Genomic DNA, 19,636 nt, shown 5'->3' with positions numbered 1-19,636 from the left:
GCGCCGCCCGGCCGGACTCAGGCCGGGCGGCGTGAGCGGCTACCAAGTTCAGGAGGCGGTCCACGACCGACGACTGGGCAAGGAGCAAATGATGTCGTGCTTGAAGATTGAGGTCGAAGACTTCGTGGCGACGGTGACGCTGGCCAACCCGCCGGTGAACTCGGCGAGCGTCGACATGATGCTGGAACTCACCGCAGCGTTCGACGCCTTCAACGAAAGCCCCGACGTCCGCGCGGTGCTGCTGACGGCCGAGGGCAAGACCTTCTGCGCGGGTGCTGATCTGAAGAACCGCCCGGGTCCCGACGCTCCGGCCGGGACGGCTTTCGCCCGTCAGCGCATGGCCCGCGAGATGAGCTGGTCGATGGTCGAGTGCAGCAAGCCGATCGTCGTGGCCGTCAACGGCGCGGCCCTGGGCGCGGGCCTGGGCATCGTGGCCAGTTGCGACATCATCGTGGCCTCGGAGCGAGCCGTGTTCGGTCTTCCCGAGATCGATGTGGGCCTGGCCGGCGGCGCCAAGCACGCCCTGCGTTTCATTCCTCATTCGCTGGCCCGCCGCATGGTGCTGACCGGCTGGCGCGTGCCGGCCGAGGAGCTCTATCGCCGCGGCCTGATCGAAGCGGCGCTGCCGCACGAGGAGTTCCTGGACTACGCCCGCGGAATCGCCAAGGAGATCGCCAGCAAGAGCCCCGTCGCGGTCGCTGCGGCCAAGGACAGCCTGAACGTCATCGACAATCTGAGCCTTCGCGACGGCTACCGCTATGAGCAGGGCAACACCTACAAGCTGTCCAAGAGCGAAGACGCCAAGGAGGCGGTGCGGGCGTTCATCGAAAAGCGTCCGCCGGTCTTCCAGGGCCGCTGACCGGAGGCGGCGCTCGGCCCTTTGGCTGGGCGCCGGCGCGCCGACCTTTCCGACAACAAGAAGCCAGCGTCACGGGGTGACGCTGGCTCTTCTTTCTGAGATTTCACCGGCCGTCAGGCGTTGGCGATGATCCGACGCAGCAGCGGGGCGGCGACGCCGGCCGTGTTGCGCACCTTGGTCCAGCGCTCGAGGCTGGCGAGTGGATCGCAGGCCCCCGTCCTGGCCATGTAAAGCGGTCCGCCGCGCCATTTCGGAAAGCCCAGGGTCTGGGTCCAGATGGCGTCGACAAGGCTGGGCGACAGGTCCGGGTGCGCTTCAAGTACGTGCGCCGTGCCGTTAATGGCTGCAGTCAGGCACCGCTCGACCACCACCTCGTCGTCGATTGGGGCGCGCGCACATCGCTGGAAGGTGGCCGAGGCCTGCAGTAGACGATCGACTTCCGGTTCGAAGGTGTAGCGACCATCGCTGCCATGGCGGTACCAGCCTGGCGCATCGGCGCCGCCGGTGCGGCCTTCGTCGGCCATCAGGTCGAGGGTCGGCGAATAGGTGATCCAGTCCTCGCCGTTGGCCGGGCCAGACTGACGGCGGAAGACCGCTTCGAGGCCCTCGCGGTCAGAGCGCAGGAACGGCGCGACGCGGAAGCCGAACTTCTGCAGTTCGCGGTCGATCTGGCCGGGGGTTGCGCCCTCGTCCAGCAGGTGGATGGCCTCGCGAAGCAGCGGCCAGGCCAGCTCATGCGCGAGTTCGGCGGGAACGGCGGCGCGGGCCAGGGCGGCCTGGCCACGCTCGGCATAGGTCAAGGCCTGGGCCTCTGGCGATGCGGCGAAGGTCTCGTCCAGGCGATCGATCTCGGCGCGTGCGCGGCGGGCTGGCGTCTGCCAGGCGAGCTCCATGGCGCGCAGCAGCATCATCGGCGCGGTCTGCTGCGGGGCCTCGCGTCGCACCTTGGCCCTAAGACCGTAGATCTTGGCGGCCACGACCTCGGGTTCCGCCGTGAGCGCGACCCTGCGCTCTTCCTTGCAACCGGCGGCGAGCTTTTCGGCGACCTGCAACAGGTCGCGCGCGGCGACGAGGTCGATCAAGCCTTGCTCGACCGCCGCCTTGCTGTCCCAGACCGCGTTGAAGACGGCCAGATCGGCCGCCCGCTCGACCTCGACCAGTCGGGCCAGGCGGATCAAGGTCTCGGCCGCCGGAAGGTGGCCTTCGCTGCGGGCCAGGTTCGAGATGGTGACGTTAGGCAAGGCCACGCGCGCGCCGCACGCCAGGGCCAGCTCCAGGCCCGAGCCGGTGACAGGGCCCGAAAGGGCGGCGACAATCGGCTTGGTCGAGCTCGCCACCGCCGCATAGACGGCTGACCGAGAGTCATCCGGCGCGGTCTTGGCGGCAAGCACGTCATTGAACAGGCGGCGACCGTGGAGAACGATGGCGCAGACCTCGGGGTCATCGCCGAACGCGGCGATTTGCTCGATGAAGGCGCTAGCGTGCGCGGCGTCCCAGCTGCAGGGCGGTGGGCAGTCCAGTTTCAATTGCGCGACGCCGCGCCGGGGCGCTGATACCGTTCGAATGGATTGGCCGGTCAGCACGTCGCGCGTCGACCGGCGGGTCGTTCCCGTTCCCATGTTTCCTCCAACCGGTTGCGTGTCGCGGTCCGCTTTCGAGCGGTTATTTTCCGGTCCGGCGCACGCCCAAGCGCTCGCCATGCGGAACAACAGCACGCGAGGGCGAAAGGTTAAAGTCGCGCAGCCGTCGAACCTCTCAGTATCGCGTATGTGAAAAGACAGGGGGCAAGAGAGCCGCCTCCGGGTGAGGCGAGATCCGTCCCTATGGTCGGGCGCAAAGACCACCGGATACAGGAATAGCCATGCTCGGCCTGATGCAGGATACGCCTCTAACGTTGTCCTCGCTCCTTGATCACGCAGCGCGTTTTCACGGCGAGGTCGAGATCGTTTCCAAGGAACCCGGCGGCGTGACGCGAACCAATTACGCGCGGGTCGCGGCTCGGGCGCGCCAGCTGGCGGCCGCCCTCCGCCGACGAGGACTTGGGGAAGGCGACCGTGTCGCCAGCCTGGCCCTGAACAGCGCCCGACACCTGGAACTGTACTACGGGGCCACCGGGGCGGGCGGTATCCTGAACACCGTCAATCCACGCCTGTTTCCCGAGCAGATCGCCTTCATTCTGCGTCACGCCGAAAACCGGATCGTGTTCTTTGATCCGGCCTTCGGACCCCTGCTGGAGACCCTGGTCGACCAGGCGCCGCAGGTCGAAGCCTATGTCTGCCTGTCCAGCGCGGGCGACATGCCGAGCCTGCGCCTGCCCAATCTGATCGCCTATGAAGACCTACTTGCGCCCGAGGCCGAGGACGCGCCGTGGACCGTTGTCCCTGAGAACGCCGGCGCCATTCTCTGCTACACCTCGGGCACCACGGGCGATCCCAAGGGCGTGCTCTACAGCCACCGTTCGTTGGCCCTGCACGCCTTCGTGGCGACGGGCGCGGACGGCATGGCGATCTCGCGTCGAGACAGCATCCTGCTGGTGACGCCGCTGTTCCACGTCAACGCCTGGGGCATTCCCTTCAGCGCCGCCATGTGCGGGGCCAAGCTTGTCCTGCCCGGCGCCGCCGTCGACGGCGAAAACCTGTTCAACCTGATGCGAGCCGAGCGCTGCACCTTCAGCCTGGGCGTGCCGACGGTCTGGCTGGGCTTCCTCGACTATGTCGCCACCCATCGCGAGGAACTGGATCTCGCGGGGCTGGCGCTGGAGCGGATCCTGGTCGGCGGCTCGGCCGCGCCACGCAGCATGATCGAGCGCTTCGACTACATGCTGGGCGTCTATGTCATCCATGCCTGGGGCATGACCGAGACCAGTCCGCTGGCCACGATCGGCACGCCGCTTCCCGAGCACGCCTTCCTCGATCGTCAGGCGCGATATGACGTGCAGGCCCTGCAGGGCCGCGCCATCTATGGCGTCGAGCTCCGCATCGTTGACGCCGACGGCGTGGTCGCGCCGCACGACGGCGTGGCGGTCGGCGACCTTCAGGTCCGCGGGCCTTGGGTCGTGCAGCGCTACTTCAAGGCCGACGCGCCGGCCACCACCGAGGACGGCTGGTTCCCCACCGGCGACGTGGCCAAGATTCATCCCAACGGCTACCTGCAGCTGACGGACCGCTCGAAGGACATCATCAAGTCCGGCGGCGAATGGATCTCGTCGGTCGACCTTGAGAACGTCGCCATCGCCCATCCCGACATTCGCGAGGCTGCGGTCATCGGCGTGCCGCATCCAAAATGGCAGGAGCGTCCCTTGCTGATCATCGTACCGGCGCCGGAGACGACGCCCGACAAGGACGACATACTCAAGTTTCTGGCCTCGCGTGTGGCGCGCTGGCAGGTGCCCGACGACGTGGTGATCGTCGAGAGTCTGCCGCACACGGCGACCGGCAAGCTGTTGAAGGCCAAGCTGCGCGAGACCTATCGCGACTACTTGGCCGAGCCCGCCTGAAGCCGGCCTCAGGCCTCGGGCGCTGAATAGTGCCTGAGGCTTTCGGCGTAGTCGGCCACGCCCGACTTCATGATCGCGACGATCTCGCTCTTGTGGCGGGCGATACGGCTGTTGAGGCCGCCGACGCCGAGCGTCAGCTGGACGCCGTGCGGGGCGGCGGGCAGGGGCATGGCGATCCCCGCCGCGTTCGGGAACGGGAAAGCGGCCAGCAGGCTGTAGCCTTCGCGGCGAACCCAGGTCAGTTGCTCCTGCAGTTGGCCGATGTCGATGCGATCGCTGGTTCCGCCAAGATAGGCGTTGATGTGACGGCACAGCTTGTCGACCGCCTTGCTCGGCATCCGGCTCATCAGGACCAGGCCAGCGGCCGAGTGCGGCAGCACCCGCATGCTGCCCTCGGCCAAGGCGATCTTGTGCGGATGGCTAGGCTGCACGATGCGCAGGTGCTGGATGAAGATGTCGTTCTGAGACGAGATCACCACCGTCTCGTTGGTCTGCTCGAAGATGCTCTTGACCAGACGATCCAGATCGCCCGATCCGAACAGGTGGTGGTTGACCCAGTCACCCAGGGCCGCGACGCGCGGCGTCGGGAAGTAGGTGCGCGAGGCGCGGTCGTAATTCAGGTAGCCCAGAACGACCATGCTCTTGAGCAGGGTGGTGGTGCTGGATTGGGGATAGCCGAGTTTCTCGAAAATGTAGGTCAGCCGCAGAGGCGCGCGCTGCTCCTGGAACAGCTCCAGGATCTCCAGGGTGCGCGCAGCGGATTTGATCGGGTCTCGGCGCATTTTTAGGTTCCAACTGGTGGCGGTTCAGTCTGCCAGCACAGCGGCTTAGAGCGTCGCGCTACCGCTGCGTCTAGCGTTCCAGCACATATGTGATGTTGTCCAGCCCATGGGCGAGGTCGGCCCGGCCAGAAAAACGACGCGGAAAGCCGTAAACGCGCGGCCTCGATGAGTGATGGCGGCGGTTCATCTCAATTATCGCGTTTGCGATATTCAGAACCCTCTATCCCCCGGTCTGGCCAGACCTCGTTCGCCCCGGCTCCCTAAGACAGACGCTCGAGCAGCGTTGCAACAATCACAGATGAGCCCGCGCCGCGCGGAAGCTTATTGGGGGAAACGAATGGTGATCTCGCAGACCTTGCGCCGTGCGGCCTTGTTGGCCGGCGCCTCGACACTCTCCTTGGTCCTGGCCTTGCCCGCCGCAGCCCAGACCGCCCCCGCGCCGCAAGACGGCGTGACCATCGACGAACTGGTCGTCACCGCCCAGCGTCGCGAGGAAAAGCTGCAGGACGTGCCCATCGCCGTCTCGGCCTTCTCCAACGACATGCTGAGCCGACAGAAGATTGATGGCGGCCCGAACCTGCAACTGGCGATTCCGAACGTCACCTTCGCCAAGAGCTTCTACAGCGGCTACAACTTCCAGATCCGCGGCATCGGCACCAAGCAGACGGCCGTCACCGGCGACAGCTCCACAGGTGTCCACTTCAACGGCGCGCCGCTGACCTCCAACCGCCTGTTCGAAGCCGAGTTCTTCGACGTCGAGCGTGTGGAAGTCCTGCGCGGGCCGCAAGGCACCCTGTATGGCCGTAACGCCACCGGCGGCGTGGTCAACGTCCTCAGCGCCAAGCCCACCGGCGAGTTCGAGGGCATGGTGCGGGCCGAGGTCAGCAACTATGACGGCCGCAAGTTGCGGGGGATGGTCAATATCCCGCTGGTCGCCGACAAGCTGGACCTGCGTCTGGCCGGCGCGACCCTGAATCGCGGGGGTTTCGTCGACAACCTGGGCACGGGCGACAAGGTCGATGACCGCGACCTCTATTCCTTCCGGGCCAGCTTGCGCTGGCGCCCGACCTCGACCATCGACGCCAACTTCGTCTGGCAGCACTTCAAGGAGCGCGACAGCCGCCTGCGCACCGGCAAGGGGCTGTGCACGCGCGACAACGGTCCAAGCTCTGTGGGCGGCACGGCCATCACCAACGCCACGGTTCGCGGCTTCCTGAGCGCGGGTTGCGCCGACGCTTCGGTGTACAACGCCGCCGCCTATGGCACGCCCAACTCGCTGGCCACCCTGTATGGGATCATCGGCTTCGCGCGCGGCCTGACCAGCGGCGACGTCTATGGCGGAACCCAGCCAAAGGGCCTGGATGTCATCGACTCGGCGAAGAACCCCTACTATCGCGCCGAGGAAGACGTCTTCACGCTGAATGTGGCGTGGGACATCAATGACAAGCTGCAGCTCAACTCGCTGACGTCATACTACGACGGCGAGCTGGACGCGCGCCAGGAGATGAACCGCTTCCAGGCGTCGACGGTGTTCAACAGCACCACCCTGGCGCCGGGCGGTCTGGTGAATGATCCGCAGTTGGGCGCGTCCAACCGCATGTCGGTTTCGGACCGCATCACCACGCCGTCCCGCCAGTGGAGCCAGGAACTGCGCTTGCAGTCGAGCTTCGACGGTCCGTTCAACTTCAGCCTCGGCGGCCTGGCGCTGCGCTATGACGTAGTCCAGTCGTTCTACATCATGTCGAACGCCTTCACCTACGCGGCGATGGTGGCCAATGGCGGCGCGAACTGCGCCCCGGGGGGGACGTGCGTCTATATCGATCCGAACCGTGTGCCGACCGGCCAGGGGCATGGCAACTATCTGAGCTTCCAGCCCTATCACCTGGATTCGAACGCCCTGTTCGGCGAGGTCTATTATGAGGCCACGCCGGAGCTGAAGTTCACGGTTGGCCTGCGCTACACCGACGACAAGAAGACGCTCGACAACTTCCCGGTCAAACTGCTGACCCCGGGCAGCGGCCTGACGCCAGGAACGCCGCCTCAGCTGACCGCCGAGTTCAAGAAGTTCACCGGTCGCGCAGGCTTCGACTGGAAGCCGGACCTGGGCTTCACCGACGACACCTTGGTCTACGCGTTCTATTCGCGCGGCTATAAGGGCGGCGGTCCCAACAACATCGGTCAGGTCGCGACCCTGCGGCCGTTCTACGAGCCGGAATATGTCAACGCCTTCGAAGTGGGGACCAAGAACACCCTCCTGGGCGGCGCCCTGGTCCTGAACGGCTCGGCGTTCTTCTACGATTACAAGGGCTACCAGATCTCGAAGTTCGTGAACCGGATCTCGGTGACCGAAAACATCGACGCCGAGATCAAGGGCGTCGAGCTGGAAGCCGTCTGGGAACCGGTCAAGCGCTTCCGCATGAACGGCACGGTGGGTCTGCTCGACACCAAGATCAAGAACGGCGAGTCGATCGACCCGATGAACCGTACCGGCGGCAATCCGAACCTGACCCTGGTCAAGACCTCGGGCGCGGCGGGCTGCGTGGTTCCGACGGCTGCCCTGGCCAACCTGCTGGCGGTTATCCAGCAAGCTCCGGGGGCGGCCACGGTCACTGGCGTCTCGGGTAACCCCTCGGCGCTGCTGGGCGCTTGCTCGGGCAGCTTCGCGACCTCGTTCGGCGTGACGCCGACCGACGGCGTGGCGGCCAAGCTGAAGGGCAACGAGCTGCCGGGCTCGCCGAACTGGACGGCGTCGATCGGCGCTCAGTACTCGTTCGACGTCCTGGATGGCTGGGAAGGCACCGTGCGCGGCGACTACTACCGCCAGGGCGACTCCTACGCCCGGGTCTTCAACACCTCGGTTGACCAGCTCAAGGGCTGGGCGAACGCCAACATCTCGTTCCGCCTGGTCAATGACGAGCGTGGCCTGGAGATCGAGGGCTACGTGAAGAACGTCTTCAACAAGCGGGCGATCACCGACGTCTTCCTGATGGACGAAGCGCTGGGCCAGGTCGCCAACGCCGTCTTCACCGAGCCGCGCATCATCGGCGTTTCCCTCCAAAAGACCTTCTAGTTCTTCCGCAAAGGTCCTCGGACATCTGGCGGCGGTCGAAAGGCCGCCGCCTTTTTTGATGCGCGCATCACGTCGGTGATGTTTCCGCTTCGCTGGACGCAGCATCGAGGCGCGCCGGGAGGGCGGGCTATTGATGGATCCTAAGATCGATCGCGCCTAGAGCCGGTCGGAAATGCGGGAGGAGGGAACGATGGCTGGTCGTCTTGAAGGGCGCGTCGCGGCGGTGACGGGGGCCTCGCGGGGCCTGGGACGGGCGACTGCGGCCTTGCTCGCCGCCGAAGGAGCAATGGTCGCTCTGCTGGATCTGAAGGCGCACTGGGCCCAGGCTGCGGCCGACGAAATCATCGCCGCCGGTGGCCGGGCCGTGGGGCTGGGCTGCGACGTCTCCGATCGCGAGGCTCTGACTGACACCCTGGGCTCGATCAACGACGCGCACGGCCGGTTCGACGTGTTGGTGAACAACGCGATGTGGAACGTCTACGAACCGCTGGCGGCCATCCGTCCAGAGAGCCTGGACCGCATGATCGGCGTCGGCTTCTCGGGCGTGATCTGGGGCATGCAGGCCGCGGCCCCGCTGATGGCCGCTTCGGGCGGCGGCTCGATCGTCAACATCGCTTCGGTCAGCGCCTTGCTGGGTATTCCGAACGGCGTCGCCTATTGCGGCGTCAAGGCGGGCGTCGCCGGCATGACCCGCGCCGCCGCCGCCGAGCTCGGCGCCATGAACATCCGCGTCAACGCCGTGGCGCCGTCGACGGTGGACACCGAGGGCGTGCGTCGGGTGGTTTCCGAAGAGCGCATCGCCATGCGGATCGGACAGACGCCGCTCGGCCGCCTGGGAACCACCGAGGACATCGCCAAGGCGGTCCGCTACCTGGCGTGCGACGACAGCGACTTCGTCACGGGCCAGATGCTCACCGTCGACGGCGGGCTGGCCACCGCATTGTCCTAAAAGGTTCTGGGCCGGATGAGGTCATCCGGCCCAGACGAACAGTCGTTGTTGAGGCGCGTCGGGGGTGGATCACACCGTCCCCGACGCGCTTTTCGATTCAGGCCGCTACGGCGCCGGGCCGCAGGCTGGCCGCCAGTTCGGCGCGGTGATGGTCGGCGTTGCCGAACGCCATGTCGATCATGATCAGGCGCTTGAGGTAGTGGGCCACGGCCAGCTCTTCGGTGAAGCCGACACCGCCGTGCAGTTGCACCGCCTGACGGCCGACATAGAGGCTGGTCTGGCCCACGCGCGCCTTGGCCGCCGCGATCACCTTGCGACGTTCGGCGGGGACGCCCGAGAGCGCGATCATCGCCAGGTACATCATCGAGCGGGCCTCCTCGCAGGCGATCGCCATGTCGACCGCGCGGTGCTGCAGCGCCTGGAAGGCGCCGAGCGTCTGGCCGAACTGCTTGCGGGTCTTGAGATACTCCATCGTCATCTCACGGACGGCGTCCATGGCGCCCACGGCCTCGGCCAGGCGGGCTACGACGCCCCGATCGACGGCGTCGCGCAGCAGGGGGAAGCCTTCGCCTAGGCCGCCGATCAGGTTCTCGGCGGGAACCACCACGCCGTCCAGCTTCAGGCTGGCGTTGTGGCGGTTGTCCATGGCGCGGCTGCGCATGACCGTGAGGCCCTCGATCTCTGCCGGAACCAGGAACAGGCTGACGCCGTCCTGGCTATCGTCGGCGCCGGCCGTGCGGGCGGGAACGACGAACCAGTCGGCGGCGCCGCCATCCAGAGCGTGGCTCTTCGCGCCCGTGAGCCGGAAACCGCCCTCGACGGCTTCGGCGCGGGTGGCGATGCGGTTGAGGTCAAAGCGGCCGTTCGGTTCGGCGTCGGCCAGGCTGATCACCAGCTTGCCTTCAGCCAATCCGGCCATCAGGTGGGCGCGGAGCGCTTCGGTCGCGGCGGTCAGCAGCGTCGGGGCGATCACGCCGGTCGAGACGAAAGGTTCCAGCATCAGGTAGCGACCGACCGCCTCGGCCACGACCATGGTTTCCGTCGGGCCCGCGCCCAGGCCGCCATCGTCTTCGGGAACGTTCAGCATCAGCCAGCCCAGATCGGCCATGCGCCGCCAGCTGGCCGCGTCATAGGCCTCGCCGCGCTCTACGCGGGCCCGCCAGGCCGTGAAGTCGCCGTGGTCGGCGCCGTACCGCCAGGCGCTGTCCTTCAGGAGCTGCTGCTCTTCGGAAAGGTCGAAATTCATGGGGACCTCAGAGGCCGAGCGCCCGACGGGCGATGATGTTGCGTTGGATTTCGTTCGAGCCGCCGTAGATGCTGGTCACTCGGGAATAGATCATCCCCTTGGCCGCCCAGGCGTCGGGCGCTTCGAATGGGCCCAGCGGCGCGAAGGCCATGGCGTCGTAGCCCTGCAGCTCGACCCAGTACTCGGTGATCTGCTGCAGCAGCTCCGACCAGCGGATCTTGATCATCGAGGCGCGGGGCCCCGAGTCCTGACCGGAGGTGGCTTCGGCCATGGTCCGCATGACCATGCCTTCCAGAGCCATGACCTCCAGCTCGAACTGGGCCAGGCGGTCGGCGACGCGGGGATCGTCCAGCAGGCTGCGTCCGCCGACCAGGGTCTCGGCCGCGACCTTGCGGGCGCCGCGCAGTTGCTGGGCCAGGCGCGTCGTGGTGGCGGCGGTGACGCCCCGCTCGCGATCCAGCAGCACCTTGCCATAGCTCCAGCCCATGCCTTCCTCGCCCAGCAGGGCCGAGGGCGGGACCCGCACATTGTCGAGGAAGACCTCGTTGGTGTGGTGGATCTCGTCCATGGTCACGACAGGGCGGATCGTCACGCCGGGCGTGTCGATGTCGATCAGGAACAGCGAGATGCCGGCCTGCTTGCGCGCGTCGGGATCGGTGCGGGCCAGCAGGAACATCCGGTTCGCCACATGCGCGTAGCTGGTCCAGGCCTTCTGGCCGTTGATCACGTACTCATTGCCGTCCCGCACGGCGCGGGTCGACAGCGACGCCAAGTCAGAGCCGGAGTTGGGTTCCGAATAACCCTGGCACCACCAGTCGTCGCCCGAGACGATGGCCGGCAGGTACTTGGCCTTCTGCTCGGGGCTGCCGAAGGTGAAGATGATCGGGCCGATCAGTTCCAGACCCTGGTGGAACTGCACGGGCGCGTCGGCGCGCGAGGCCTCGGTCTCGAAGATGTAGAGCTTCGTCGGGTCCCAGCCCGTGCCGCCATACTCTTTTGGCCAAGATGGTGCGCCCCAGCCGCGCGCGTGCAGCAGCTTCTGCCACTGGGTGAACTCGTGGGGCTCCAGGCGCATGCCGGCGCGCACGCGACTTTTGAACGACTCGGGGACGTTCTCGGCGAAGAAGGCGCGCACCTCGTCGCGGAAGGCGGACTGCTCCGGGGTCAGGTCAAGATTCATGGTTCACCACGGGTCAGAGGAAACAACGGGTCTCGGCGATGCCGCGCACGCCAAGACCGTGGAACGCCATCAGGCGACCGGAAGCGTCGACGTCGGTCTTCAGCCGGCCGCCGCTGTCCGAGATCGAGGTCACATAAAGAATGTCGAGGTCTTCGCCGCCGAAGGCCGGGCACGAACAGAACGGCGCGGGGCTTTCGACGACCCGATCCAGGCGGCCGTCCGGCGAAATGCGGATCAGCTTCTGGGCCTGCACCAGGGCCAGCCAGATATGGCCCTCGGCATCGACCGTCGCGCCGTCCGGGGCGCTGTTGAAGCCGGTGGTGTCAAAGAAGTCGCGCTTCTCGCCCACCGCGCCGGTCTTGGGGTCATAGCTGAACGCCCAGACCATGTGGCGCAAGCTGTCGGCGAAATAGAGCGTGTCGCCGCTGGGGCTAAAGCAGGTGCTGTTGGCGATCTCGATCGGCTCGGTGGGCAGCACTTCCCAGGCGCCGCCCGGCGAGAAGCGATAGAGCTTGCCGATCCGCCCCGTCTCGTTGTGCATCGCCATCGTCCCGGTGACGAACCGGCCCTGGCGATCGGCCTTGCCGTCATTGAAGCGCTCGATCTGCGCCAAGGTGTCGGGGAGGGCGATCGGCGTGAAGTCGCCGGTGTCCAGCTGGACGCGATAGGCCCCGTCCGCGAGGCCGGCGATCAGCTCGCCAGGGCGGCCCAGAACCACGCTGCCGATGGGCTTGGGCGCGGGGATGGATCTTTGCTCGCTCGTGAACGGGTCATAGCGCCAGATGGCCGGCGCCATGCTGTCGACCCAGTAAAGCACCCCTGCGTCGGCGTCCCACAGCGGCGACTCGCCCAGCCGACAGCGCTCCTTGCCGATGATCTCGACGGTAAAGGTCATAGGGAGGGTCCTTTGCTGGAAGCGCTCGCGGCGAAGTCCGCGCGGCGGTCCTTGGCTTCGCGCACGCGCAGGCTGCGCCCGCGATTGGCCAGGATGATCTCGCCGTTGATGGCTCGGCTGGCGGGCGAGGCGAGGTGGACGGCCAGGTCCGCGATCTCGTCGGGATCCACGCCGGCGCCGTCCTGAGCCAGGTCCAGGGCGATGCAGTTGGCGCGATGCCCCGCGCCGAAGCCTTCCAGGGTCACGCAGCGCATCAGCGCGACATGGGCGCCGGAGAAGGCGCACGCGTCGGCCGCGCCCCAGGCGCCCAGATAGCCTCGGTCGCCCACGAGCACGATCGCGCCCTTTGGGTTCAAACGGCCCAGCAGGGCGCCCAGGGCTTCGAACAGATCGGTGAAGTCCGCCAGTTGGGCGTCCAGCCGCGCGTCGTCGATGTCGAGAAACAGCGACGGCGGCGGGGCGGGCGGCGCGACCAGCACGGCGGCGGCCAGGCCATGTTCCAGCGCTGTGATCGCCGCAGCGTCGGGCCGGGCCAGGGTGATGACGCCGCCCTGGACGTCCGCGCTGAAGCGGCTTGCGATCGCCTCGGCGACGGGGCCCTGGCCGATGACCAGGGTCGAAGGTTTCGACATGTTCATAGCGGCGGCAGTCCCAGGGATTTCCCGCCGTCGGCCATCAGGATCTGGCCGTTGACGAAGCTGGCGTCCGGTCCGGCCAGGACGCTGACAATGGCGGCGATCTCGGCCGGGTTGGCCGGAGCCCCGGTCGGCTCCATGCGCTTGAGCGCGCCCAGCATGTCGCCAAAGCCGTCGATCATCCGGGTGTCGACCATGCCCGGCGCCACCGCGTTGACGCGGACGCCGCGCCAGCGCAGCTCGATCGCCATGGCCCGGGTCAGCGACACAACCGCAGCCTTGGAGGCCACATAGTGGGCGGCGCCGGCCCCGCCGAGATAGCCGCGCGAGGCGATGTTGATGACGCTGCCGCCGTCGGGCATGCGACGGACAGCCTCCTGCGCGACCCGGATCGTCGCCAGCAGATTGACGCCCATCACGCGGTCGCAAGCCGCCCGATCGACCTGGCCGATAGGGTCCAGAACACCGCTGATCCCGGCGTTGTTCACGAGAACGTCCACCGCCTCGACCCCGTCCAGAGCCTTGATCACCGCGGCGCGATCACGGCAGTCGACGGCGGCGGTGCGAACCGTCAGTCCGGCTTCGCGCCAGTCTGCGGCGGACCGCGAAAGCTGGGTTTCGTCCGCGTCCAGCGCCAGGATGTCAAAGCCGTCCGCGCCAAGGCGCTCGACGATGGCGCGCCCGATGCCCTGTGCGGCCCCGGTGACCATGGCCAGTTGCGGCATGACTGAATTCCTCCTCATGGCGCAGCAAACGCCAGCTCGCCGACGGCGCGGACATCCGATCGCCGGCGGCGGCGCTAATCACATGGGTGATGGATCAGACGAGGGTTTCGAGCGCCGCGCGCGTGAAGCCGGCCAGTCCGTCGGTCTGGCCGTCGCGAACCTTTTCCACCCAGTGCGGATCGGCCAGCAGGGCGCGGCCCACGCCGACGAGATCGAAGTCGCCGCGGTCCAGCATAACGTCCAGCTTGTCGAGCGAGGAGGCGGCAATCACCTCGACGCCCTCCCGCAGGCTGGCCACGACGTCGCCGTCCAGGCCGACCGAGCCGACGGTCATGGTCGGTTTGCCGGTCAGTGTCTTGGTCCAGCCGGCCAGGTTCAGCGGCGAGCCTTCGAACTCGGGCTCCCAGAAGCGCCGTTGGGAGCAGTCGAAAACATCCACGCCGGCGTCGACCAGCGGCTGGAGGAAGGCCGCCAGTTCGTCGGGCGACTGGCAAAGGCGGGCCTTGTAGTCGACCTGTTTGAACTGGGAGTAGCGGAAGAAGATCGGGAAGCTGGGGCCCACCGCTTCGCGGCAGGCCTTGATCACCTCGGTGGCGAAGCGCAGGCGCTCGATCATGTCGCCGCCGTAGCGGTCTTGGCGCTGGTTGGTGGCCGCCCAGAAGAACTGGTCGATCAGATAGCCGTGAGCCCCATGGATCTCGACGCCGCTGGCCCCGATCGCCGCCGCGTCGCGCGCGCCCTTTGCGTAGGCCTGGATCACCGCCTCGATCTCGGCCTCGGTCGCGGGCGTCCCGAAGGGCTTGCCAGGCTCGTAGACGCCGGAGGGCGAAAGCGACGGCGCGCTGGCGTTCGGCGGATCGGCGGTGAGCGAGCGGTGGCCGCCGATGTGCCAGAGCTGGGGAATGAACGCCGCGCCCGCCGACGTCACCGACGCCGCGATCGCCTTCCATTGCGCCAGGGCCCGGCCGTGGAAGTTCGGGATATCCGCGTGGTCGACGGCCGCCGGATGGTCGACCGCGACCCCTTCGGTGATGATCACGCCGACGCCGGCCTCGGCGCGGCGACGATAGTAGTCAGCGACGGCCTGGTTCGGAACGCCGCCGGGGGAGAAGCGCCGAGTCATCGGCGACATGACCACGCGATTGCGAAGCGCGAGGCCCGCCACGGTGGTGGGCGCGAACAGCGAGGACGTGGACACTACGGAGTCTCCAGATGCGAAGGGGGCGTCCCGGGGCGTCGCGCTCCGGGCTGGCAGCCAAGACGTCGCAACGACTAGGCGCGGACGATCGACGCGCGCACCAAAGTTCGCGATCGAACCACGCGCATCACCCACGTGATTTATCGGCCGCTCATAGGGCCCGGCGCGGCGCCCATCCCGCCGCCCCATAGACCTTTGGCAAAGAGACCTCGGGAGGCCGCCGTGAGCTGGAACTATGGAGACATCTTCGACGCGGTCGCCCGCGCCGCGCCGCCCGAGCGTCCCGCTCTGATCTGGCGCGACGTCGTCGTGACGTGGGGCGAATTTGATCACCGCACCAACAATATGGCCAAGGCCCTGATCGATCTCGGACTCAAGCCGGACGCCCGGATCGGGATTCTGTGCCGCAATCACCCGGCCTATCTGGAGTTCCTGGTCGCCGGCGTGAAAGCGCGCCTGCTGACCGTCAATCTCAACTACCGCTACACGGCCGACGAGATCGCCTACGTCCTGAACGACTGCAACGCCGAGGTGCTGTTCTACCAGTCAGACTTCGACGGGATGCTGGAGCCGTTGCGAGCGCGACTGCCCGGCGTGCAGGCCTGGGTGCGCATCGAGAACGAGCGCTCGCCCGAAGCAGCCCCGGAGGGCGCGCTGTCCTACGAAACCCTGGCGCGGACGGGCGATGGCAAGCCGCTGGACATCACCCGTTCGGCCGATGACGGCTATCTGCTCTACACCGGCGGCACGACCGGCAAGCCCAAGGGCGTGCACTGGTCCACCGACCAGTCGCGCCGCGTCCAGCTGGAGTCGCCGCTGATCGCTCGCGTCCCCCAGACCATGGACGAGCACCTGGAGACCGTCCGCGCCACCGACAGCCGGATCATTCCGGCTTGTCCGCTGATGCACGGCTCGGGCAGCAACTCGGCCATGGGCGATCTGCTCAATGGCGGGACGGCGATAATCCTGTCGGGCGACCGGTTCGACGCCGTCCAGCTGTGGCGCGAGGTCGAGAAGCATCGCGCCACGCGGGTCTCGATCGTCGGCGACGTCTTCGCCAAGCCGATGCTGAAGGCGCTGGACGACGCGCCGGGCGCTTTTGACCTGTCCAGCATGCGGGCGATCAGCTCGGCCGGGCTGACCTGGTCAAAGGAGGTCAAGGAAGGGCTGCTGCGGCACATGCCCAATATCGCGCTGGTCGACATCCTGGGCGCGTCGGAAGCCTCAGGCCTGGGCTACTCGGTCGCGAAGGCCGGCAAGATCCCGGAGACCGGCGTGTTCGACGCCGCGCCCCTGACCGTGCTGATCGACCCGGATACGGGCGCAGTGATGCCCAAGGATCGGCCGTCCGAGGGCTTCATCGCCCGCAGCGGGGCGATGGCAAACGGCTATTTCGGCGATCCGGAGAAGACCGCGGCCACCTACCGCACGATCGACGGCGTGCGCTACGCCGTGCCCGGCGATTTCGCCCGCTGGATGCCGCCCAACCAGTTCACCCTGATCGGCCGAGGCAACCTGTCGATCAACACCGGCGGCGAGAAGGTCTTCCCCGAGGAGGTCGAGGAGGCGCTGAAGCTGCAGCCGGGCGTCGCCGACGTTCTGGTGGTCGGGCAGCCCGACGACAAGTGGGGCAAGATCGTCGTGGCGATCCTGAAAGCTGATGGGGTGTTCGACGAGGCGCAGGTCCGGGCGGGTCTGGCCCAGACGCTGTCAGCCTACAAGCACCCCAAGCGCTTCGTCCTGGTCGACACCGTGCCCCGGCACGAGAGCGGCAAGGCCGACTATCGCACCGCCATTGCGCTGGCGGCCGAGACGGCCTGAGCCTCAAGCCTTCGCGCGCGGCGGCCAGGCGTTCATCGACTGGCCGCCGATCGCCATCAGTTCGCCGGTTCGGGCGAACAGGCGGATATCGCCATGCGCAAAGCCCGAACGGATGCCCTGGATTCGCGCGTCGCAAAGGATCCAGTCGGTTTCGATACGACGCAGCACCCGCAGGGTGTTGTCCAGGCTCACCCCGCCCAGGCCGCCGCCCAGCGCCTTGCTCAGCGCGTAGGGGGTGAAGTCGCCGAACAGCGCCAACACGCTGACGTCCATCGGCAGGTCCTGGCGCGCGCGCACCCAGAAGACCGTGCGGCCGCTGTCGGCCAGCTTTCCGGTCGGTTCGACTTCGGCGAACGCGCCGGGCGCGATGCGCATCTCCAGGGTTTCGAGCAGCGTGCCGGGTTCCTGGCCGTGGGGCCACAGCTTCGCCGTTTCACAGGCCTCTGGCGGGGGAACCTCCGGCGCCTGATCCCAGGCATGGTCCAGGGGTTCGTCACGGACGCCCAGGGCCGCCGAGGCCAGGAAGATTTCTCGATCCCTAACGCGTCCGATCACGCGCGCCTGTGAGATCGTCCGGCCGGGGCCTGGAACCTCAATGTCCAACGCCAGGACTTCCTCGGCGCGGACAGGACCCAGGAACTGGATCGTCGACCAGACGACCGGGCGTTGGAGATGATCCTCCAGGGCCGCCAGGGCTGAACCGAAGAGCACGCCGCCAAAGACGAAGACATTGCCGGGAGGCCCGACGCACAGGCGTCGGTCGGCGATCAGGCTCTGGCGCGACGCCCCCGGCGTCGCCTCCAAGCGCATCAGGCGCGACGGGGAGGCGCCTTGGGGCGTCGTCGAGGCGTTCTGGTCGGTCATCTGTCTCTCCTCGCGGCGTCCGGGCCAAGGCCAGGGGGCGTCAAGGTTAGCCATTCGACGGCCGTGGGGATTCGATCAAGGGCGCGCCAGCGTCTACCGCCAACAGACACATCCGTGATGTTCGCGCTCCAAGGCGGCCACGTCTGGCGAAGGGGAGGGCGTCGCCGCGACAAAGGCTTCGTTCCTCAGGGAGATCGCCATGACCGCGTCGCAGCAACCGACTGCAAGCCAACAACCGACCCGCATCGACGCCCTCGTGATCGGCGCCGGCTTCGGCGGCATGTACGCCGTTCACAAGCTGAGCGGCATGGGCCTGAGCGTCCAGGGCTTCGAGGCCGGCGGCGACGTAGGCGGGGTCTGGTACTGGAACCGCTATCCGGGCGCGCGTTGCGACCTGATGAGCCTGGACTACTGCTATTCGTTCTCGCCGGAGATCGAGCAGGAATGGACCTGGAGCGAGCAGTTCGCCGCCCAGAGCGACATCCTGGCCTATGCCAACTTTGTCGCCGACCGCCTTGATCTGCGACGGCATTTCCTGTTCGAGACCTGGGTCACGGGCGCGGCCTATGACGAGGCGGCCAATGTCTGGCGCGTCACGGTCGACGATGGCCGGGTGTTCGAGGCGACCTACTGTGTGATGGCCTCGGGGCCGCTGTCGATCCCCAAGGGCGTGCCGTTCGACGGCGCCGACGACTTCAAGGGCGAGATCCTCTTGGCGGCCAAGTGGCCCCATACGCCGGTCAGCTTTGAGGGCAAGCGCGTCGGCCTAGTCGGCACCGGTTCGACCGGTATCCAGATCGTGCCGGAGGTCGCCAAGACCGCCGGGGCCCTGACGGTGTTCCAGCGCACCCCCAGCTTCACCCTGCCGATGCGCAACGTCACGCTGGAGCCGGACTATGTCGCCGAGCTGAAGCGCAACTACGCCGGCATTCGTCAGGTGGCGCGCAACAGCCCGCTGGGCGGCGTGCGGCCGCAATCGACCCGGCCTTTCTTCAGCGTCACGCCCGAGCAGCGCCGCGCCTTGATGGAGGACTCCTGGGCGAGGGGCGGTCTGTCGTTCCTGGGCACCTTCTCGGATCTTCTGGTCAATCCCGAGGCCAATGAACAGGTCGCCGAGTTCGTGCGCGGCAAGATCAGTGAGGTCGTCACCGATCCCGTGACCGCCGAGAAGCTGAAGCCGCGCGGCTACCCGATCTTCGCCCGCCGTCCGTGCCTGGACACGCACTACTACGAGACCTTCAACCTGCCGCACGTCAAGCTGCATGACTGCCTGGAAAGCCCGATCGTCAAGATCACCCCGGCGGGCCTGCTGACCGAAACGGGCGAGGTCGAGCTGGATGTGCTGATCTTCGCCACCGGCTATGACGGCCTGACCGGGGCGCTGCTGAACTTCGACGTGGTGGGACGCGGCGGTCTCCAACTGCGCGACAAGTGGCGCGACGGGGCCAAGTCGCATCTGGGCCTGATGATCGCCTCGTTCCCGAACCTGTTCCTGGTCTGCGGCCCCAATGGCCCGGCCGCCCTGGCCAATATCATCACCCTGGACCAGCAGAACGTCGACTGGATCGCCGACGCGATCACCCACATGCGCACGGAAGGTCTGGCGACGATCGAGCCAACCGAAGCGGCCGAAGAGGCCTGGATGAACACGGTCTACGCTCTGGCTGAGCTGACGCTCGTTTCCAAGGCCAACACCTGGTACGTGGGCGGCAATATCAGCGGCAAGCCGCGCGGCTTGAGCATGTATACCGGCGGGTTCCAGCGTTATACCGAGGCGTGTCGCCTGGCTGCTGAGAACGGCTACAAGGACTTCGTGTTTGAGACGGTCGCCGCGAAATCGGCCGCAAAAAGCCCGGCGCTGGTCGGATAGCGCCTTAGACAAGTCGAGATAGGGAAGGGCGGCGCCGCGGATCAGC

Annotated in this window: 15 protein-coding genes; 6 read left to right on the top strand and 9 right to left on the bottom strand. The window is 67.2% G+C overall.

The window, feature by feature from the left end; translation table 11 throughout:
- Positions 1–31: 31 nt before the first annotated feature.
- Complete coding sequence (locus tag CVUC_RS15190) at positions 32–859, top strand: enoyl-CoA hydratase/isomerase family protein (protein ID WP_096033323.1); 828 nt, start codon at positions 32–34, stop codon at positions 857–859.
- Positions 860–972: 113 nt separating this feature from the next.
- On the opposite strand, the gene CVUC_RS15185 is transcribed toward CVUC_RS15190, so the two are convergent.
- Positions 973–2,478 (bottom strand): 3-hydroxyacyl-CoA dehydrogenase family protein, encoded by a 1,506-nt coding sequence (locus tag CVUC_RS15185; RefSeq protein WP_096033322.1) that lies wholly within the window; start codon positions 2,476–2,478, stop codon positions 973–975.
- A gap of 242 nt (positions 2,479–2,720) precedes the next feature.
- On the opposite strand from CVUC_RS15185, the gene CVUC_RS15180 reads away from it, so the two are divergent.
- A complete protein-coding gene (locus CVUC_RS15180; protein WP_096033321.1) occupies positions 2,721–4,355 on the top strand; it encodes a long-chain fatty acid--CoA ligase in 1,635 nt (544 codons plus the stop codon).
- Between the two features lie 8 nt (positions 4,356–4,363).
- Here the strand turns inward: CVUC_RS15180 and CVUC_RS15175 are convergent, their stop codons facing one another.
- A complete protein-coding gene (locus CVUC_RS15175; RefSeq protein ID WP_096033320.1) occupies positions 4,364–5,137 on the bottom strand; it encodes an IclR family transcriptional regulator in 774 nt (257 codons plus the stop codon).
- 169 nt (positions 5,138–5,306) lie between these two features.
- Here CVUC_RS15175 and CVUC_RS15165 point away from each other — a divergent pair, with 169 nt between their 5' ends.
- Together CVUC_RS15165 and CVUC_RS15160 are read left to right on the top strand one after the other, a co-directional pair.
- Positions 5,307–8,207 (top strand): TonB-dependent receptor, encoded by a 2,901-nt coding sequence (locus CVUC_RS15165; RefSeq protein WP_101685843.1) that lies wholly within the window; start codon positions 5,307–5,309, stop codon positions 8,205–8,207.
- Positions 8,208–8,379: 172 nt separating this feature from the next.
- Positions 8,380–9,156, top strand: coding sequence for an SDR family NAD(P)-dependent oxidoreductase (locus tag CVUC_RS15160; RefSeq protein WP_096033318.1), 777 nt, complete (start codon positions 8,380–8,382; stop codon positions 9,154–9,156).
- Positions 9,157–9,253: 97 nt separating this feature from the next.
- Here CVUC_RS15160 and CVUC_RS15155 read toward each other — a convergent pair whose 3' ends face one another.
- The 6 genes from CVUC_RS15155 to CVUC_RS15130 all read right to left on the bottom strand — a co-directional run bounded on the left by CVUC_RS15155 (position 9,254) and on the right by CVUC_RS15130 (position 15,035).
- Positions 9,254–10,402, bottom strand: a complete 1,149-nt coding sequence (locus tag CVUC_RS15155) for an acyl-CoA dehydrogenase family protein (RefSeq protein ID WP_096033317.1) — start codon at positions 10,400–10,402, stop codon at positions 9,254–9,256.
- A 7-nt stretch (positions 10,403–10,409) separates the two neighbouring features.
- Positions 10,410–11,582 (bottom strand): acyl-CoA dehydrogenase family protein, encoded by a 1,173-nt coding sequence (locus tag CVUC_RS15150; protein WP_096033316.1) that lies wholly within the window; start codon positions 11,580–11,582, stop codon positions 10,410–10,412.
- A gap of 13 nt (positions 11,583–11,595) precedes the next feature.
- Positions 11,596–12,477 carry an SMP-30/gluconolactonase/LRE family protein gene (locus tag CVUC_RS15145; protein WP_096033315.1) on the bottom strand — a complete coding sequence of 294 codons (882 nt, stop codon included), beginning with the start codon at positions 12,475–12,477 and terminating at the stop codon, positions 11,596–11,598.
- Positions 12,474–13,115, bottom strand: a complete 642-nt coding sequence (locus tag CVUC_RS15140; RefSeq protein ID WP_096033314.1) for a short-chain dehydrogenase — start codon at positions 13,113–13,115, stop codon at positions 12,474–12,476. The genes CVUC_RS15145 and CVUC_RS15140 overlap by 4 nt, the downstream gene beginning before the upstream one ends.
- Positions 13,112–13,855 carry an SDR family NAD(P)-dependent oxidoreductase gene (locus CVUC_RS15135; protein WP_096033313.1) on the bottom strand — a complete coding sequence of 248 codons (744 nt, stop codon included), beginning with the start codon at positions 13,853–13,855 and terminating at the stop codon, positions 13,112–13,114. Before CVUC_RS15135 ends, CVUC_RS15140 begins: the two co-directional genes overlap by 4 nt.
- A gap of 76 nt (positions 13,856–13,931) precedes the next feature.
- A complete protein-coding gene (locus CVUC_RS15130; protein ID WP_164468128.1) occupies positions 13,932–15,035 on the bottom strand; it encodes an NADH:flavin oxidoreductase in 1,104 nt (367 codons plus the stop codon).
- A 222-nt stretch (positions 15,036–15,257) separates the two neighbouring features.
- Between CVUC_RS15130 and CVUC_RS15125 the strand changes: the two genes are divergently transcribed.
- Positions 15,258–16,856 (top strand): acyl-CoA synthetase, encoded by a 1,599-nt coding sequence (locus CVUC_RS15125; RefSeq protein WP_164468127.1) that lies wholly within the window; start codon positions 15,258–15,260, stop codon positions 16,854–16,856.
- Positions 16,857–16,859: 3 nt separating this feature from the next.
- On the opposite strand, the gene CVUC_RS15120 is transcribed toward CVUC_RS15125, so the two are convergent.
- A complete protein-coding gene (locus tag CVUC_RS15120; RefSeq protein ID WP_096033310.1) occupies positions 16,860–17,720 on the bottom strand; it encodes an acyl-CoA thioesterase in 861 nt (286 codons plus the stop codon).
- 199 nt (positions 17,721–17,919) lie between these two features.
- Here CVUC_RS15120 and CVUC_RS15115 point away from each other — a divergent pair, with 199 nt between their 5' ends.
- Positions 17,920–19,590, top strand: a complete 1,671-nt coding sequence (locus tag CVUC_RS15115; RefSeq protein WP_096033309.1) for a flavin-containing monooxygenase — start codon at positions 17,920–17,922, stop codon at positions 19,588–19,590.
- The last annotated feature ends 46 nt before the right edge of the window (positions 19,591–19,636 follow it).

Origin of the sequence: Caulobacter vibrioides (assembly GCF_002858865.1) — a bacterium.
GTDB lineage: Bacteria > Pseudomonadota > Alphaproteobacteria > Caulobacterales > Caulobacteraceae > Caulobacter > Caulobacter vibrioides.
The sequence above is the reverse complement of the archived record's forward strand: the minus strand, read 5'-3'. Positions and strand labels throughout refer to the sequence as shown.

What these genes read in the sequence shown, in the direction of transcription:
- CVUC_RS15185 (WP_096033322.1), bottom strand. Translation starts at nt 2,478, where the DNA reads ATGGGAACGGGAACGACCCGCCGGTCGACGCGCGACGTGCTGACCGGC.
- CVUC_RS15180 (WP_096033321.1), top strand. Translation starts at nt 2,721, where the DNA reads ATGCTCGGCCTGATGCAGGATACGCCTCTAACGTTGTCCTCGCTCCTT.
- CVUC_RS15175 (WP_096033320.1), bottom strand. Translation starts at nt 5,137, where the DNA reads ATGCGCCGAGACCCGATCAAATCCGCTGCGCGCACCCTGGAGATCCTG.
- CVUC_RS15160 (WP_096033318.1), top strand. Translation starts at nt 8,380, where the DNA reads ATGCGGGAGGAGGGAACGATGGCTGGTCGTCTTGAAGGGCGCGTCGCG.
- CVUC_RS15155 (WP_096033317.1), bottom strand. Translation starts at nt 10,402, where the DNA reads ATGAATTTCGACCTTTCCGAAGAGCAGCAGCTCCTGAAGGACAGCGCC.
- CVUC_RS15150 (WP_096033316.1), bottom strand. Translation starts at nt 11,582, where the DNA reads ATGAATCTTGACCTGACCCCGGAGCAGTCCGCCTTCCGCGACGAGGTG.
- CVUC_RS15145 (WP_096033315.1), bottom strand. Translation starts at nt 12,477, where the DNA reads ATGACCTTTACCGTCGAGATCATCGGCAAGGAGCGCTGTCGGCTGGGC.
- CVUC_RS15140 (WP_096033314.1), bottom strand. Translation starts at nt 13,115, where the DNA reads ATGAACATGTCGAAACCTTCGACCCTGGTCATCGGCCAGGGCCCCGTC.
- CVUC_RS15135 (WP_096033313.1), bottom strand. Translation starts at nt 13,855, where the DNA reads ATGAGGAGGAATTCAGTCATGCCGCAACTGGCCATGGTCACCGGGGCC.
- CVUC_RS15120 (WP_096033310.1), bottom strand. Translation starts at nt 17,720, where the DNA reads ATGACCGACCAGAACGCCTCGACGACGCCCCAAGGCGCCTCCCCGTCG.
- CVUC_RS15115 (WP_096033309.1), top strand. Translation starts at nt 17,920, where the DNA reads ATGACCGCGTCGCAGCAACCGACTGCAAGCCAACAACCGACCCGCATC.